General features: G+C 51.2%; 17 protein-coding genes. 4 read left to right on the top strand and 13 right to left on the bottom strand.

Annotated elements, in window-relative coordinates:
* Positions 1-48 precede the first annotated feature (48 nt).
* Complete coding sequence (locus BLO51_RS01630; protein WP_090666103.1) at positions 49-1,569, bottom strand: carboxypeptidase M32; 1,521 nt, start codon at positions 1,567-1,569, stop codon at positions 49-51.
* Positions 1,570-1,677: 108 nt separating this feature from the next.
* Between BLO51_RS01630 and BLO51_RS01625 the strand changes: the two genes are divergently transcribed.
* Positions 1,678-2,022 (top strand): iron-sulfur cluster biosynthesis family protein, encoded by a 345-nt coding sequence (locus BLO51_RS01625; protein WP_090666101.1) that lies wholly within the window; start codon positions 1,678-1,680, stop codon positions 2,020-2,022.
* 42 nt (positions 2,023-2,064) lie between these two features.
* Here the strand turns inward: BLO51_RS01625 and BLO51_RS01620 are convergent, their stop codons facing one another.
* The 4 genes from BLO51_RS01620 to BLO51_RS01605 all read right to left on the bottom strand — a co-directional run bounded on the left by BLO51_RS01620 (position 2,065) and on the right by BLO51_RS01605 (position 5,484).
* Positions 2,065-2,622, bottom strand: a complete 558-nt coding sequence (locus tag BLO51_RS01620; RefSeq protein ID WP_090666099.1) for a beta-class carbonic anhydrase — start codon at positions 2,620-2,622, stop codon at positions 2,065-2,067.
* Between the two features lie 131 nt (positions 2,623-2,753).
* On the bottom strand, positions 2,754-4,205 hold the full coding sequence (locus BLO51_RS01615) for a sensor histidine kinase (RefSeq protein ID WP_090666096.1): 1,452 nt from the start codon (positions 4,203-4,205) through the stop codon (positions 2,754-2,756).
* A complete protein-coding gene (locus BLO51_RS01610; RefSeq protein WP_090666094.1) occupies positions 4,202-4,945 on the bottom strand; it encodes a response regulator transcription factor in 744 nt (247 codons plus the stop codon). Before BLO51_RS01610 ends, BLO51_RS01615 begins: the two co-directional genes overlap by 4 nt.
* The gene (locus BLO51_RS01605; protein WP_090666091.1) at positions 4,942-5,484 is read right to left on the bottom strand and encodes a DUF309 domain-containing protein; all 543 of its coding nucleotides are present in this window, start codon (positions 5,482-5,484) and stop codon (positions 4,942-4,944) included. The genes BLO51_RS01610 and BLO51_RS01605 overlap by 4 nt, the downstream gene beginning before the upstream one ends.
* Positions 5,485-5,625: 141 nt before the next feature.
* Between BLO51_RS01605 and BLO51_RS01600 the strand changes: the two genes are divergently transcribed.
* The 3 genes from BLO51_RS01600 (at position 5,626) to BLO51_RS01590 (ending at position 8,440) form a co-directional block, all read left to right on the top strand.
* The gene (locus tag BLO51_RS01600; protein ID WP_090666090.1) at positions 5,626-6,060 is read left to right on the top strand and encodes a hypothetical protein; all 435 of its coding nucleotides are present in this window, start codon (positions 5,626-5,628) and stop codon (positions 6,058-6,060) included.
* Between the two features lie 23 nt (positions 6,061-6,083).
* Positions 6,084-6,359, top strand: a complete 276-nt coding sequence (locus BLO51_RS01595) for a YxcD family protein (RefSeq protein WP_090666088.1) — start codon at positions 6,084-6,086, stop codon at positions 6,357-6,359.
* Positions 6,360-6,505: 146 nt separating this feature from the next.
* The gene (locus tag BLO51_RS01590) at positions 6,506-8,440 is read left to right on the top strand and encodes a glycosyl hydrolase family 18 protein (protein ID WP_174551173.1); all 1,935 of its coding nucleotides are present in this window, start codon (positions 6,506-6,508) and stop codon (positions 8,438-8,440) included.
* A 53-nt stretch (positions 8,441-8,493) separates the two neighbouring features.
* Here BLO51_RS01590 and BLO51_RS01585 read toward each other — a convergent pair whose 3' ends face one another.
* The 8 genes from BLO51_RS01585 to BLO51_RS01545 form a co-directional block, all read right to left on the bottom strand.
* Positions 8,494-9,456: an ABC transporter substrate-binding protein gene (locus BLO51_RS01585; protein ID WP_090666086.1), complete on the bottom strand. Its 963-nt coding sequence runs from the start codon at positions 9,454-9,456 to the stop codon at positions 8,494-8,496.
* A gap of 42 nt (positions 9,457-9,498) precedes the next feature.
* Positions 9,499-10,515 (bottom strand): FecCD family ABC transporter permease, encoded by a 1,017-nt coding sequence (locus tag BLO51_RS01580; protein WP_425415794.1) that lies wholly within the window; start codon positions 10,513-10,515, stop codon positions 9,499-9,501.
* A gap of 15 nt (positions 10,516-10,530) precedes the next feature.
* Positions 10,531-11,574 (bottom strand): FecCD family ABC transporter permease, encoded by a 1,044-nt coding sequence (locus BLO51_RS01575; protein WP_090666082.1) that lies wholly within the window; start codon positions 11,572-11,574, stop codon positions 10,531-10,533.
* A gap of 206 nt (positions 11,575-11,780) precedes the next feature.
* Positions 11,781-12,584 (bottom strand): hypothetical protein, encoded by an 804-nt coding sequence (locus BLO51_RS01570; RefSeq protein WP_217266671.1) that lies wholly within the window; start codon positions 12,582-12,584, stop codon positions 11,781-11,783.
* Positions 12,565-13,098 carry a 3'-5' exonuclease gene (locus tag BLO51_RS01565; RefSeq protein ID WP_090666077.1) on the bottom strand — a complete coding sequence of 178 codons (534 nt, stop codon included), beginning with the start codon at positions 13,096-13,098 and terminating at the stop codon, positions 12,565-12,567. Before BLO51_RS01565 ends, BLO51_RS01570 begins: the two co-directional genes overlap by 20 nt.
* A 114-nt stretch (positions 13,099-13,212) precedes the next feature.
* Complete coding sequence (locus BLO51_RS01560) at positions 13,213-13,659, bottom strand: hypothetical protein (RefSeq protein ID WP_143006800.1); 447 nt, start codon at positions 13,657-13,659, stop codon at positions 13,213-13,215.
* Positions 13,660-13,781: 122 nt separating this feature from the next.
* Positions 13,782-14,471, bottom strand: coding sequence for an MIP/aquaporin family protein (locus BLO51_RS01555; protein WP_090666073.1), 690 nt, complete (start codon positions 14,469-14,471; stop codon positions 13,782-13,784).
* 682 nt (positions 14,472-15,153) lie between these two features.
* On the bottom strand, positions 15,154-15,591 hold the full coding sequence (locus tag BLO51_RS01545; RefSeq protein ID WP_090666069.1) for a NucA/NucB deoxyribonuclease domain-containing protein: 438 nt from the start codon (positions 15,589-15,591) through the stop codon (positions 15,154-15,156).
* Positions 15,592-15,771 lie beyond the last annotated feature (180 nt).

Genomic DNA, 15,771 nt, shown 5'->3' with positions numbered 1-15,771 from the left:
TTACACTCAAGGAAATAAAAAAGCGGGGACCGTGTCCCCGCAGTTGGATTAAAGCTTATAAATATCGGAATATTTCACGCGCAAATAATCGACCAAGTAGGACGGGTCCAACTCCTCGCCTGTCACCCGGGTAATGATTTCCGTCGGCGTCTGGCTTTTGCCGTATTGATATATTTTATCCGCCAGCCAAGACTTGATCGGAATCAGATTGCCCTCGCGAACCAGCTCGTCCACGTTGCCGAGCTCCAGCTCCAGCGTGCGTTTAATTTGCGCGGCGTACATATTACCCAGTGCGTACGACGGGAAGTAGCCGAACGAGCCGCCCGACCAATGCACGTCCTGCAGCACCCCTTCGCCGTTATGGGAAGGCACGATGCCGAGGTACTCCCGGTATTTCTCGTTCCATACCTCCGGCAGGTCGGCAACCTTCACCGCCCCGCTGAACAGCGCCTTCTCGATCTCATACCTTACCATAATATGCAGGTTGTACGTCAGCTCGTCGGCTTCGATCCGGATGAGCGACGTCTTCACCTCGTTCGTGGCGCGGTAAAAATCTTCTACGCTTACCTTGTCGAACTGGCCGGCGTAATTTTTTTGCAGCTCGGGGAAGTAACGGTTCCAGAACGGGCGGCCGCGTCCGATCATATTTTCCCAGAAGCGCGACTGCGATTCGTGAATGCCCATCGACGTTCCCGTGCACAGCGGCGTACCGAGCAAGTCCATCGAAATGTTCTGCTCATAGAGCGCATGCCCGCCCTCGTGAATCGTTCCGAACAGCGCGCTGTTCACATCGTTCAGCAGGTAGCGCGTCGTAATCCGCACGTCGCCCGGGTTCAGGCCGGTCGCAAACGGATGGACGGTTTCGTCCAGGCGTCCCGCTTCGAAATCGTAGCCCATCTGCTCCAATATGTATAAGCTGAACTTCTTTTGCTTGTCCTTGTCGAACGTCTGCTTCAAGAAGCCGGTTTCCGGCTTGTGAGCCGACTCCTGAATCGCCGACAGCAAGGGAACGACCTGCTCGCGCAGTGCACCGAACACTTGATCGAGCTTCTCTACGGTCATGCCCGGCTCGTAAGCATCAAGCAGCGTGTTGTACTTGTGTCCTTCATAGCCCCACAGGTCGATGAACTGCAGGTTCATATCGACGATTTTTTCCAAGTATGGCTGGAAGCCCGGAAAATCGGCCTGATGCTTCGCATCTTCCCAAGCCGATTCCGCCCGCGAGGTGAGCACCACATATTCCTGATACAGCTTCGGCGGAATTTTTTTGCTGCGATCGTAATCCTTCTTGCATTCGCTTACAATTCTGCGGTCGATATTCGACAGCTCCGACTGTACCCCGGACGAAGTGAAGTAGTCCAAAAACGAGCCCATTTCGTCCGACACCGACATTTTGAACATCTCGCCGGACAGCTCGCCGACGACTTCGGACCTTGCCGCAATTCCTTTTTTCGGCGCGCCGGTGCGCATGTCCCAATAAATGAGTCCGACGGCTTCCTCGTAGCTTTTCATCTTTTTCAGATATTGTTTGAATTCCGTCAATTTAGCTTCCAGATTTCCTGTCGACAACGGGCATTCCCCTTTCCAAAGATATACATTGATCATACTGCGTTCGCAGAGCAGAAGCAAATATCGCCGAAATGAGGTATGATAAAAAGGAAAGGAGTGTGACGTGAGATGCGAATCATCTTTACGGAAAGTGCGGTAGCGGAAATCCGGCGCATTCTGGACCGGCAAGCGAGCGGACGGCTGAAGCTTGTCTACGATGCGGAGGGCTGCGGGTGCGCGGTCAGCGGCGTGCCGACGCTGTGGATCACGGACGAGCCGGACCGGAACGATTTTATTGTGCCGGGGGAGCCGTTCGAAGTGCTGATGGACCGGAAGCACGAGGTGTTTTTCGAGGAAAATATGACGGTAGACTATCAAGTGAGCGGCTACTGCTTTATCTTGAAAAGCAGCGGACAAATCTACAATGCGAGCATGCGGCTGATTGATAAACGCAATGCCGTCGCGAACCGGTGAGAAGGCGGGTGGCCTTCTCACCTTTTTCGTTCCGGGAACGGCTTAATAGCCGCCGACGATGACATCCAGCTTGCCGGTCGAAGGGTCGATGACAAGCCCGTGAATCGGGATGTTCGGCACGAGCGGATGGTTCTTGATCAGATTTACACTGCTTTTGACGCTTTCGTTGACATCTTCGAAGCCCCGCAGCCACCGTTCGAGGTTCATGCCCGAATATTCCAGCGTTTTGAGCGTCTCCTCTTTAATTCCCCGCGCCACAAACTTCTCCTTCACGCGATCCGGGTTCATGTGGCTCATCCCGCAATCGTGATGGCCGATGACAAGCACTTCGTCCGCACCCAGCTCATAGATCGCCACGATAATACTGCGCATGATGCCGCCGAACGGAGTCGAGACGACGCCTCCGGCCGTTTTAATCATCTTCACATCGCCGTTCTTAATATTCATGCTGGCCGGAAGAAGTTCGATCAGACGCGTATCCATGCAAGTAAGAATGACGAATTTCCGATCCGGAAACTTTGAGGTTAAGTAGGGCTCGTACTTTTGCTGCTCGACAAACGAGCGGTTGTACTCCATGATCTGGGATAGTAAATTCGGCATTCGCACTTCGTCCTTCCTGTTCTACCTTCTTATTTCTCTATTTAGCCGGTTCCAAGTTGGTTAGGCTGACGTTTTTAAATCTTAGCTTGTTTTTCGCTATTTCACAAGGCGCATCATTTCCAGCAGTCCCATCAGCTCCCAAAGCGATCCGGGGGGAGAAGCGGGAAAGCGATCCGGAACTCCGTTCCTTTCCCGAGCTCGCTTGCTGCCGCAATCGACCCTTTCATCCCCGTGACGAGATGCTTGACGATGGTCAGACCGAGCCCGGTGCCGTCCGAATCGCCGGAGCGCGACGGCTCCGCCTTGTAGAACCGGTCCCAGATCCGAAGCAGCTCGCTTTCACTCATGCCAATCCCCGTATCGCGCACGACGATGACGGCCTCCTCTCCTTCGGCGGCAAGCTCGACGGTAATCGTTCCCCCGGAAGGCGTGAACCGGATCGCGTTATATAGCAGGTTGAGCAAAATTTGCGCAAAGCGGTCCGGATCAAGCTCGCACCGTAGCGGCGGCGTTCCCGGCATGGGGGCGATCAAGCGTATATGCAGCCGTTTGTCAGAAGCGGCACTCTGTACCAGTTCCAGCACCTCGCTCACCTTGGCCGGCAGCGCAACGGGTCGCGTCCGGAAGACGTCAGTTCCGTTCTGAATGCGGGCCAAGTCGAGCAGGTCGTCTACGAGCCGCTGCAGCCGCTGCACCTCATGATCGCATATTTTCAAATAATGCGAGAATTTCTCGGGCGGAATGACCCGGTCGTTCATCGCGACGATCAGCCCACGCAGCGACGTCAGCGGCGACCGCAGCTCATGCGATACGTTGGCCAGGAACTCCTGGCGGTTGTCGTCCCACTGCTCCAGCTGACCGACCATGAAGTTAAAGCTGCGCGCTAGCTCGCCGACCTCGTCGTTGGACGAGACTGGTGCTCTCGTTGAAAAGTCGCCGTTCGCCACTTCAAGCGCCGCATGGTTCATTTGCTGAAGGGGACCGGCCAGCTTGCGCGACAAGATGAAAAGGATAACCCCTACGGCAACCAAAGAGAATAGCAGCGGAACGAAAATATTCCAGCGGATGGCCTTTAGCGCTTCGCTGCTTTCCAGCGCAGGGACGAGCATCATGATGACGATCGGCTGGCCGTTGAGCTCTTCGGGCGTGTAATAGGCCAGCTGCCCTTCCCCGCCGTACGGATCGACTTTGTAATGCCCTGCCGAATACCCGCTCCTACCTTTAAGTCCTTCAGCGAGCAACGGTTCAAGCAGCTTCGGAATCGTCGTTCCCTCCCGGTCCGACGAACCGTTCAACACCGTGCCTTTCGCATCGACCAGCCATACCGAGCCGTTCATGCTGCGGCCGATGATGCGGCTGCCGAGCCGCAGTTCTCTTGTGGAAAGCGTCCCCTCCTGAAACGTGGGCAACAGCTTGACGACTTCGGCGGCACGTGAGCGCAGCAGCTCTTTTTTGTCCTTATAGAAAAAATCGGTAAAATAAGAATTCCAAAACACGGCCAGACCTACGAACACAAGCACGCACGTGGCGAGAAAGGAAAGAAAGATTTGAATATACAGGCTACGCAGCCACTGCTTGATCATGTCCCGCGCACCTCGAACGAGTACCCGATGCCCCACAGCGTTTGAATCGTCCAGGCCTCATGGGAGCCGAGCTTCTTGCGCAAATTTTTCACGTGGGCATCCACGGTTCGGGTTCCACCGCTGAAATCGAAGTTCCACACGTACCCGAGCAGATCCTCGCGGGTGTATACCCTGCCGGGGCTGGCGGCCAAAAAGTGCAGCAGCTCGATCTCTTTGGGTGTCAAGTCGACTCTGCTTCCGTTTAAGCTTACCTTGTACTGATCCAGATCAATGGTTAAATTGCCGACCTCCAACGGCTTCGAGGCATGCTCTTCGGGTACCGGCAGAGCGGTTCCCAGCTGCCCGGCGCGCCGCAGGACGGCCTTGATCCGCGCAACCATTTCGTTCGGGTCGAATGGCTTGACGATATAATCGTCCACCCCGAGGCTAAAGCCGCGCAGCTTATCGATCGACTCGCCCTTGGCGGTCAGGAAAATAATCGGTGTAGCGCCTTGCGCTCCCGGCAGCTTGCGGATCTGGCTGCACAGCTCGAAGCCCGATACGTCAGGCAGCATGACGTCCAGCAGCACAAGGTCGGGCGCTTCGGCCTTCACCCGCTCCAGCACCTCTCCGCCCCGAAAGTGCGGAAGGGGAACATAACCCGCGTGCTCCAGATAAAGCCGTATGACTTCGACGATATGCGGCTCGTCGTCCACAACCATAATTTTCTGTGGATCGCCGCTTAGGGGCATCCGGCTCATACGCCGTCCCCCATCGTCCTGCGCTCCATTCTGAGCTGCTTCTGCATCTCCCGCTCCGCTACGACGTCGCTGCGGTCGCGCAGCGTATGCTTATGGATGAGATACGTATCGTTCAAGTTGCTCGGCTGTCCCCATTCGACTTGCGCTTGAGCGGCAGCATCCCGGCATAAGACGTTCAGCGCCTCGTCCTGCAGCGGAATATCCAGATCGGTATAGACAAAACCGACCTGTTCCAGCTCACGCAGACGCGCCTGCAGACGCAGCCGGAATTCGGCCGCGTCGATGCCGAGCTGCTCCAACTGCTCGTCTTTGAGCCGTCGGAGCGAGCTCGCAAGCATTTTGACCGCCCCAGCCCGATTACCCCGCCGCTGATGGTATAGCGATACAGCCACTTGAATCAGCCCGACGCAAGCCTCGCTGCAAGGATCTTCCGGATGCTCCTTCCAGTATTCTTCCATCACCTCGTGGCATTCGAAAAAATCGCGCTCCGCATGGAAGTGGACCAAATATTGAATATACGCTTCGGTATAATTAGGCATTGCAACATCCCTCTGTTCATAGAAATGATCTTTTCCTCTTCTTATTGTAGCAAGTTCGTTTAAATTCTGAAACCATCGCCCACATTATACGTAGTAACCTAATGCAAGGAGTCTAATATATTTAATGGAGGATGCAAAAAGATGTTGAAGAAGTTGTCTCTCATTTTGATGGCTTGCATGCTGGTGTTTTCATTCACCGCGCCCGGTATGGTCGATGCCAAGGGGTACAAGTCCTCGAAAAAAAGCTACACGCCAAGCAGTTCCAATACCACGCAAACGCCGAACAACGGTGTCAATAAAACCGAGCCGGCCGCTTCCAAATCGCCAGCTGGCACGCCGGCGACGCCGGCAACGAAACCGGGCTTTTTCAGCGGTGGTCTAATGAAAGGCTTGATGATCGGCGGTCTGGCGGGTCTTCTCTTCGGAGGTCTGTTCGGCGGCATGGGCTTCCTCGGCGACTTGCTCGGCATGATGGTAAACGTGCTTGCGGTTGTTGTGCTGTTCGTCGTCATCCGCAAAATTTTCGTCTACTTCCGCGACCGTAAGAAGTTGAAGGAAGAACCGAAGCAACTTTAATAAAGGGTAAAGAGGTTATTAGTATGCGACTATCGGAACAAGAAATTATCAATGCGATATGCCTGAATATCGCCGAACGAAAGCAGATTCATCCGTCGCAAGTCGAAGTGGAGCTCATGTGGGACGAGGACCATGGCTTCTCCGCAGAAGTAAACGCCGAAGGCCGCAGCCAGATCCTGATCGCCGCCAATATGCTGGAAGCGATCGAGCGCTACCTGCTCAAGGAGCAAAATATCCGCGTGTTCCGGGATCAAATCCAGCTCGTGCTGGAAGACGAAATCGTCGCCGATATCAGTTGAACCTTCCGAACGACCCTTCAAGCCATGGCTTGGAGGGTTGTTTTTTTTCTCCAATGGCCGCCTAATCAGGATTCTATTATTTTCCTTGCAACTTCGAGCCTCTTCCAACGTTTAATAGAGTAGACTGACCAGAAAGAGGCTGATGCATGTTGAAGCGCAACACCCTGCTGACGTTGTCTGTTATAACGCTCTTCCTCTCCTCCGCGGACTCTGTTTTGGCAGCCGACAAGACATCCAAGTTCCGCGTCTATCAGGATACCACCATGCTGCTGGAGACGTCCGATTACAAGTCCGCCGAAAATTACGCCAGGCAGTTCGCGGACAGCCACGTCGAAGAGATCGGCAACCGTAAATGGGTATGGCACAACTACCCCCGCTACAAGGTATACCAGAACGGCAACAGCTCTTCCAAATGGGAATATGCCAGCTTGGATCAGGCGATACGCGAAGCGTCCAATTGGGGACATGCCAGCGTACGCGACCTGCAATCCGGCGGCTGGGTATGGAACAATTACCCGAAGTACCGCGTCTACCAAGGCGACGATATTACGAAGGATTCCTGGATCTTTGAAACGTTGAACCAAGCGATCGCCGAAGCAAAAAAATGGGGCAATGCCCATATCGTCGAGCTTGGCACGCACCGCTGGGTATGGGACAACATTCCGGCCAGCCGCAAGACGGAGCTGCGCAGCGGCAGCAAAATTTATCAAATCTATCAAGGTACATACTCCGCTGAGAATTGGAAGTTTGCTTACATAGAGGATGCCATAAACGAATCGCTTCGCTTGAGCGATTCGAAGATTGTGAACACGGAAACGGGCAAGGTCGTATACTCCAACGTCAGACCGTATAAAGTGTACCAGTTCGAAAAGCTGCTGAATTCGTTCCTAAGCATTGACGAGGCGATCGCATACGCCAAGCAGTTCGATCATACCCGAATCACCGATGACGAAGCGGCAGGACTTGACGGCACCGCACGCGTCATATGGAATAATTATCCGTATTATCAAGTGTTTCAAAAAGACAAATGGGTTGCGGACTTCTCTACGATTGGCGGCGCTCTATCCTACGCCATGGGCTATTCCAACGCCTCTATTCGACTGTACGACGATGGGTCCAGCATTTGGAAAAACCTTCGCGATCTGCAGTTCTGGGGCTGGAACGGAAGCTCCAGCGACGCCACGATCCGCAGCCAGGTGAGCAACACCTCGGGGCTGGATGTTATCTCCCCCACCTACTTTCAGCTTGCCGACGGTTCAGGCAATTTGACCGACAGCTCGAACAAAGAAACCGTCGCTTGGCTGAAGAAGCAGGGGTATTCCGTGCATCCGCTTGTCAACAACCAGTTCGATACGGCGATGACGACGCAATTTCTTGCCTCCGCGCAGGCCCGCAGCAAGTTCATTTCCGCGTTGGTCGATAAAGCCGTCGCCATCGGAGCGGACGGACTGAACATCGACTTCGAAAGCGTCGCAGGCACGGACCGCTCTGCCTTCACGACGTTCATGAAGGAAATCGCGGATGCGACCCATCAGAAAGGACTTGTCATCTCGGTCGACCTGCCCAGGGGCAGCGCCGCATGGAATGCAAAAGCCGCGTTCGAGCACGAGAAGCTCGGTCAGATCGTCGACTACGTCATCACGATGACCTACGACCATTATTGGAAAGGCAGCACCGAACCGGGTTCCGTGGCCGGTCTGCCTTGGGTCGAACAAGGCGTGCAGGAATTCCTGTCCTACGGCATTCCGCGTGACAAGCTGATCATGGGAATTCCGTTCTATGTACGGGAGTGGAAGGTCGACAAATCCGGCAAGCTGGACAGCAATCGCGCGCTGCTGATGAAGGACTTGACCGGCCTCATCAATTCCAAGCAAGCGAAGCTCAGCTGGGACAACCGCTTCAATCAGTACAAGGTCGAGTACGAGCAGGACGGCTTCAATAACGTCTTCTGGCTGGAAAACGAAGGGACCGTCAAAGCGCGGATCGACATCGCCAAAAAATACGAATTGGCCGGCGTGGCCGCTTGGCGCCTCGGCTACGATTCGAAGGAATTATGGAATATGATGATCCAGCAGAAATAATAGCAAATACGCAAAAGACCGCCGGACTCGGCGGTCTTTCCTATGAATTAGACTTACGACTTTTTGATCAGAGACACAATCTCCTGCAGCTGCTTCTCGATATCATGCGGTGTGTAACCGAACCATGTATCGAGATTCAACATGTATACCCGGTTGTTTTTGACGGCAGGCAGATTCGCCCATAGTGCGGTTTTCGAAATTTCATCCAGCCGCTTCTTGGAATCGTCATCGCCAAATGTCGACACAAACAAATAATCGGAGGCATACTCCGGAAGCTGCTCCAAGGATACCGGAACAGCCCAGAAGTTCGGGTCCTTCTCGATTTCTTTCTTCACCGGTGGCGGAGGCGTCAGCTCCAGCGCCTTGTAGATGGTGAAGCCGAAATTCCGTACACCGTACACGTAGATTTCCTTCGGGCGAATGTTATAGATCGCCGCCGTTTTTCCCGGTTCGATAATGCTCTGAAGCTGCTCGCGCACCGCTTGGAACTTAGCACGAAACGCCGTGCTCCAAGCTTCGGCTTCACTCTGGCGGTTCATGATATCGCCCATAACCTTGACATGACCGAACACGTCGTGATTCATCCACGGAACGACGACCGTCGGAGCGATTTTGGACAATTTATCGTACGTCTCCTGTTCGACGTCCCCGGTGATGATTAACTCCGGCTGGAGCTCCAATATTTTTTCGAAATTGTACTTCCCGCCTTCGCCGATATTTTCAATTACCGCCGCTTTCTCTCCGAGATCCTTAAGGAGATTGGCCGGGCCGCCAAGAGGCTTGACGCCAATGGACAGGAGCTGGCTGACATATTGGAGCGTGACGACCTTTTCCGGCTTAACGGGAATTTTCGCCTCGCCCATCGCGTGCTTGTAGACGCGCTCCGCCGCCGGTTTCGCGCCGGAACTATCGGTGGAAGCGGCCTGCTTGGCATCGGGTGAATTGGACCCGCAGCCTGCGATCACGATCAGGATTAGTAAAAACACGGCGATGCAGGTAAACTTTGATTTTCTCATCGGAACGACTCTCCTCCAAACCACTACTTGGGTACATTCGATTTATCTTGCTCTCGCAAGCAAGTAAAGAAAATACGGTGCACCGATGATCGCGACGACAATTCCGGTAGGAATCTCCGTAGGCTGAATAATGACTCGTGCAATCGTATCGGCGACGATCATCAGCAGGCCGCCGACCAAGGCCGAGGCCGGAAGCAGTATTTCGTGCCTCGGACCGATCAGACGCCGGGCCAGATGCGGACCAAGCAAGCCTACAAAGCCGATGCCTCCCCCTACCGCGACGCAAGCGCCGGCAATCCCGACGGAAGCGGCAAGCAGGCCGAGCCGTTCCTTCTCAACGGGAGCGCCCAAGCCGGTCGCCATCTGTTCCCCGAGATTGATCACATTAAGTACTCTGGCTTTGTAAAACACATAAGGCAGCAGCACGATCAGCCACGGCAGAAGAGAGGTGACAAACTTCCAGTTCGAACCCCAGATGCTTCCCGCCAGCCAGACGGCGACGAATTGGTAATTTTGCGGGTTCAACCGCAGCGTCAGCACCACCATTAAGGCGCTGATGCCTGCTGCGACGGCAATCCCGGTAAGAACCATTCTTGTCGGCGACAAGCCTTCGTGCTTCTTGTAGGCCAGTCCGTAAATGATGGCCGCGGTGATGCCTGCCCCGACGAAAGCAAGAATCGGCAGTAATAAAACCGGCGCTGCCGTCTTCGACGGGAAAAACGAAATAAAGAGCACGACCATCAAGCCTGCGCCGGCATTGATCCCCAGAATGCCCGGATCGGCCAGCGCATTGCGGGACAGCCCCTGTAAAATACACCCCGAAACGGCAAGGCCCGCGCCGATCAGCACCGAGATGACGATGCGGGGAAGCCGGAAATCAAACAAAATGAGCTCCTGCTTCGCCGTACCCGCACCGAACAGCGTTCGGATGACATCGAGCGGCGACAGCCGGGTGTATCCGGTGTTCATGCTGACAAGAAAAGCAAGCACAATCAGCACGCCCAGAACAGATAAAACCGTAATGGCCTGAATTTTTTTGCGGCGTTCCGTCGCTCCCATTTTCACTGCTTCCATCTACAGTTCCCTCCTCTGCTTGCGCGCCAAGTAAAGGAAGAACGGAACCCCGATCAAGGCGATCAATGTGCCGATCGGCGTCTCATAGGGCGGATTGATCATTCTCGCCCCGATGTCGGCAATGACCATGAGCAAGCTACCGAGCACCGCCGAGCAAGGAATAATCCAGCGGTAGTCGACGCCGACCAGCGACCGGGCAATATGCGGAATGACGAGCCCGACAAAGCCGACTGCGCCGACTGCGGAGACGGCCGTGCCTGCAAGCACCAGCACGACAATAGCGCAAGCCAGCTTCACCCAACCTGTACGCTGGCCCAGCCCCGTTGCCACTTCATCGCCAAGACTCAGCAGCGTAATGGACCGGGAGAGCAGCAAGGCAGCGATCAGAGCGGCAATGATCCATGGAGTCATGATTTTGAGCTGGAACCACTTCGTCCCGGCCACCCCGCCGGCATGCCAGAAAGCGAGATCCTGTCCGATGTTGAAATAAATCGCGATCCCCTCACTGATCGCAACAAGAAGGGCCGTGACCGCAGCGCCAGCCAGAGCGAGCCGGACCGGCGTCAGGCCGTTTTTCGACATGGAACCGACCCCATACACCATAATCGCCCCGATGGCAGCGCCGAGGAACGAGTACAATATTAACTGCATGAACGGCATACCCGGAAAAAAGGCGAAGCAGAGAGCAAGCACGAACCCCGCTCCCGCATTCAAACCGAGCAGCCCCGAATCGGCAAGCGGATTGCGGGTCATCCCCTGCATAATCGCTCCCGCAACGGCGAAGCAGGCGCCGACGAGCGCCCCGGCGAGCGCCCGCGGAAGACGCAGCTCTTGAATGATCTGATGCTGGGTAATGTCCGGATTAAACTGAAACACGGCTTCCCATACGGTGGAAAGCTGGATATCCGCCGCACCGACGGAAACCGAAAAGGCCAGCCCCAGTAGCAAGACAGCAAGTCCCGTAAACAAAACAATCGTTGCCGTTACCGGCCGGGACCGCAGCTTCGGTGTGGATTGGGGCGCAGCCTCCGTATGTACGTTCATGACAACCATCCTTATCTTTGCTGGAGTGAAGAGTATTTTGTCTCGTAAATCATGATACTGATAATCATTATCAGTAAATGATTATACATGCAATATGCATTTCCGTCCATACTTTCAAGCAAGTTTTAGATAATCATGCCAGCAAAGTAAAAGCTCAGCCGTACCCATGCATCTCCCTTATAAATTTCATAGGCATGATCAGCAAATTACAAATTTCCTTCGATCGCAATTTCATCCACCTGCTCCAGCGTTGCGATCACCCATCGACTTACATAATCAATAAATTCAGCGCTGGAAGGGTTACTGATCGCTAGTTTAGACCAATGGTTCAGAATCACTTTCCATTCCGACTTACGAATGAAATTCATGCCAGTATCATCAAAATTCTCAAAGTCTTTCTCCTTACGCGGATATACCTCCTTGATTCCTTCATATAATAGATGAAAGTCCTCACGATATATCCATAAGCCAACACCCAAATTTTCACGCCAATGCCCCTTCTCATCTTCAGCATAAGGGTACAAACCATAGCCAATTTTCCCATCAGCACGATGATGAAATTGCCGTACATCGATGATCTTTTCTTTTTGGGTGATACGAAGTGTCGAAGCGGGATGCTCCATATGAGCTTTCATTTGTAAGACGATTTTCTCGAATTGCTTCTGTCTGCCGTTATCTTCCAATCGATTATAAAAGCTACATTTCAATAAGAAATGTCCACTCCGTTTCTGTTGCTCCATCCATTTAAAATGAAACAATTCTTTAGTCGTTCGATCTGGTTTACCTGCATTGATCCATTCGAAAAAAGCTGTTTCCTCTTGTACAGCTGTGATAGAAAAACCCGTCTCAACAAGAAAGAAGTGAGCTGCGCCGAAATACTCTATCAAAAACGATTTGATCCGTCGTTTTTGTTCGTGAAGTGTCAAATAAGATGTGCAAGCAATTTCAGTGTCATACCGCAATAATGTAACTCCCTTCTGAATGTGGTAATCAGAATTCCAGCTGATCAAAAGTCTTTACAAAAATCTTTGCAATATTCCGGGCATCATCTATTCCCCGATGGTGTGTGCCGTCTAGCGGCAGCTTAAGCATATCAAGCGCCCTTGCCATACCCACACCCCGCTCTTTGCCAATCAACTTGCCGTGTTGATGTTTGATACTAATATGATTAGCAAGCCATTTTGTACTTATCGTATGTAGTTCACAATCCTTCGTTAGTTGACTTTTATCATAAAAACCCCAAGAACATAAGATATAATCTTCTTTGCCAATCCAATCTTGAAATTGTTGAATGGCTTGCGGAAAATATTCCGCTTGATTCACATCATCTTGTGTAATGGAGGTTAGTTGTTTGCAAAAATCAGATAACCAAGGATTTAATATCGGCTTAATGAACGTTTGAAATTCATCGACAATCTCAAGTTTATCATTGATTTTAACGGCACCAATTTCAATGATTTCGTTTTGTTTCGTTCGATCATTTTCCCAACAAGTAGCCTCTAAATCCAATACGATGTAATTCACTTGTATCAGTCCATTTCATTTAAATAAGTACATTCCATAGTATAGAGTGCTATGTCGCCATTTTCCGTATACTTATTGGGTATAACTAAACTTTCTTTTCGATCTTAGGATTGATCATAATCCCCAATCATTGTACGTGTAATATTCGGTATGGGCCATAATCTTGTAATCATTGCAAAAATCAAGAAGTTTTCGGCTTCTTGATTTCATAGATTTATCCTGTGTTGAGAATAGTTCAACGACATCCCCTTTACTGTTAGGTTTCTTATCTTTTAGGCAGTAGACTTCATCATCATCATCGCCATACGGACAGAAGTTGCCATGTCTGCAAGATTGGCAGCAAGCGATGCTAATATTGGTTGGAAGTTCTTTCTGTAAGTTTTTAATTGCGAATTCGGTTACATCGGATGCCTTAGATCTAAAGCGCTGATTATTCAGTTGAACTTCATAATGAATGCTCCGCATTTCGTCTTTATTTCGTTGTTCATAAAACATTTTCGTTGATGTAACGGATAGTTTCCCGTCAATAATATAATTCACATCCAAAATTCTCACTTTCAATGACTCCTCCCCCTTCGCCATTCGTTGCTCCTCACTCTTGCCCCCAGCCTTTATTATAGAACTGCCAAGAATGAAACGCCAAATCCCCCCTGCCTTGGATCGGAGGGGGGATTCAATTTAAATCACGCCTCTGTGTTGTTGACATTCAACCGCCTGTACACAATGGCGGCCAGCACCGCTCCGATAAGAGGAGCCACAATAAATACCCATAGTTCCGCTAAGGCTTCCCCGCCCAATATGACTGCCGGTCCGAAGCTTCTAGCCGGATTAACGGAAGTGCCCGTAAGGCCGATGCCCAAAATGTGAACCAGCACTAACGACAAGCCGATAACAAGACCTGCAACATGACTATTGGCAGCATCGGACGTGACTCCCAGAATGGTGTAAATGAAGATGAACGTCAAAACGATTTCCACGATGAATGCCATCGTCCCCGTTATCCCGATCCCGTACCCTTCGCCGAATCCGTTCTGCCCCAGGCTGGATACGGACTTGCCTGTTGATTGGATAATCGCGTACAGCAGCGCCGAACCCGTAACGGCTCCGGCTGTCTGAGCAATCACATAACCCAGGAAATCCTTACCGGGCATTTTCCCGCATATGAGCATTGCCAACGAAACCGCAGGATTAATATGGCATCCTGAGATCGGACCGATCACATAAGCCATCGCAACGATGGACAGACCAAATGCGAAGGCGATTCCAAGATAACCCAACTCGCCACCTGCCGTAGCTGCACTTCCGCAGCCGATCAGTACGAGTACCAAAGTACCGATGAATTCGGCCGCATATTTCTTCCATGATGGATACATCTTTTTCCTCCTCTCCCGTATAATTAAGACCTAAGTTAATATACAAGGGCGATCTAAACAAAAAATGAACATTAATCGGCCGCAGAAGGTAGGTTTACTACTTGGGGTACGATAATTCGGAGGAGATCCTTAATTAGGCGGCTTGTTTGTTACAATGCCCCAAAAAAATCGTCTTTTTTTCGTAAAATGATGAATTTATTGCGTACTAATGTAATAATCATCAAAATGTCTAATGACCAATTCCAAAAATTGTGATATACTCTTTCTGTTTTCATTTCTTACCGCAAAAAACAAATTGCTTATTGATTGGAGCGAGTGAGTAAAAATGCATAAGATTATTGAGCAAAGCGTGAATTATTTACTGTATCATCCTGATCGAGGCTACCTATTTGTTGACCCGGTTCATGCCATATTCGAGCTAATGCGCAATCTTAAACACACCGACAATCCTGTAGAAGCATATAAGTTTACATTTGAAGAAGGCTCCGAAGTAAAATTTAACGATAGTATTGTTCAGTTTATGTTGAATGGTTACTCTATTCATAAGTTAACAAACACAACAGCGATTAGCAAAATAAATGAATAGTAAGAGCCTGCTATTCATTTGTTTCTTTTGTGCGGGTGCCAATGGACTTGAGCCATTGGCACTTTCGCCATACATGAGCAGATACATGGAAGTACTTCATTTCACAACAATCTTCACTCGCGTCCCATCCGGATACTTATCTAGTTGATTGCTCACCCAAGCTCCCGCTCCTCGATTGTCGGAAGGGCTTATATACATGATATCGGCTCCCTTGCCGCCTTCTGCGCACATGGCCATGGGGAACTCGTCTCGATCCAAATTAGGCTTTACGGGTACGCCTCTCAGAGATTCCTTTCGATTGGCTTCTGCGCCTTTTCTATCGATTGTACAGATGGAGGATTTCCCATGCTCAATCGCCGCTTTTATGTGGGCGGCAGTTTCCGGATAACGATCGGATGGGAAATTGAGTATAGCTGCGCTTTCAGTTTCGTTGCTTGCCGGTGATGAAAGATTCGTTAGAATCCAACCTTTGTTAAAATATAAAATGAATAGGATGAATAGTATAGTAGCTATAGAAATTGTTTTATTTTTCATTTTGTATATGTCCTTGAAGTAGATTTTTATTGTTCTAATCGCATGTTGGGATAAGTGCTAAAATCGGCCATTCTGCTTATATCGTTTCCTTCACTCATTATAAATTTGCTGGATGGCTCACTCTTGTTATGTAAACCCAACATTATACAACAATATCGCCACCTCCTATACCGTAAGAAT

It is taken from the genome of Paenibacillus tianmuensis, assembly GCF_900100345.1.
Lineage (GTDB): Bacteria > Bacillota > Bacilli > Paenibacillales > NBRC-103111 > Paenibacillus_G > Paenibacillus_G tianmuensis.
The sequence above is the reverse complement of the archived record's forward strand: the minus strand, read 5'-3'. Positions and strand labels throughout refer to the sequence as shown.

What these genes read in the sequence shown, in the direction of transcription:
- BLO51_RS01625 (WP_090666101.1), top strand. Translation starts at nt 1,678, where the DNA reads ATGCGAATCATCTTTACGGAAAGTGCGGTAGCGGAAATCCGGCGCATT.
- BLO51_RS01620 (WP_090666099.1), bottom strand. Translation starts at nt 2,622, where the DNA reads ATGCCGAATTTACTATCCCAGATCATGGAGTACAACCGCTCGTTTGTC.
- BLO51_RS01615 (WP_090666096.1), bottom strand. Translation starts at nt 4,205, where the DNA reads ATGATCAAGCAGTGGCTGCGTAGCCTGTATATTCAAATCTTTCTTTCC.
- BLO51_RS01610 (WP_090666094.1), bottom strand. Translation starts at nt 4,945, where the DNA reads ATGAGCCGGATGCCCCTAAGCGGCGATCCACAGAAAATTATGGTTGTG.
- BLO51_RS01605 (WP_090666091.1), bottom strand. Translation starts at nt 5,484, where the DNA reads ATGCCTAATTATACCGAAGCGTATATTCAATATTTGGTCCACTTCCAT.
- BLO51_RS01600 (WP_090666090.1), top strand. Translation starts at nt 5,626, where the DNA reads ATGTTGAAGAAGTTGTCTCTCATTTTGATGGCTTGCATGCTGGTGTTT.
- BLO51_RS01595 (WP_090666088.1), top strand. Translation starts at nt 6,084, where the DNA reads ATGCGACTATCGGAACAAGAAATTATCAATGCGATATGCCTGAATATC.
- BLO51_RS01590 (WP_174551173.1), top strand. Translation starts at nt 6,506, where the DNA reads ATGTTGAAGCGCAACACCCTGCTGACGTTGTCTGTTATAACGCTCTTC.
- BLO51_RS01585 (WP_090666086.1), bottom strand. Translation starts at nt 9,456, where the DNA reads ATGAGAAAATCAAAGTTTACCTGCATCGCCGTGTTTTTACTAATCCTG.
- BLO51_RS01580 (WP_425415794.1), bottom strand. Translation starts at nt 10,515, where the DNA reads ATGGGAGCGACGGAACGCCGCAAAAAAATTCAGGCCATTACGGTTTTA.
- BLO51_RS01575 (WP_090666082.1), bottom strand. Translation starts at nt 11,574, where the DNA reads ATGAACGTACATACGGAGGCTGCGCCCCAATCCACACCGAAGCTGCGG.
- BLO51_RS01555 (WP_090666073.1), bottom strand. Translation starts at nt 14,471, where the DNA reads ATGTATCCATCATGGAAGAAATATGCGGCCGAATTCATCGGTACTTTG.
- BLO51_RS01545 (WP_090666069.1), bottom strand. Translation starts at nt 15,591, where the DNA reads ATGAAAAATAAAACAATTTCTATAGCTACTATACTATTCATCCTATTC.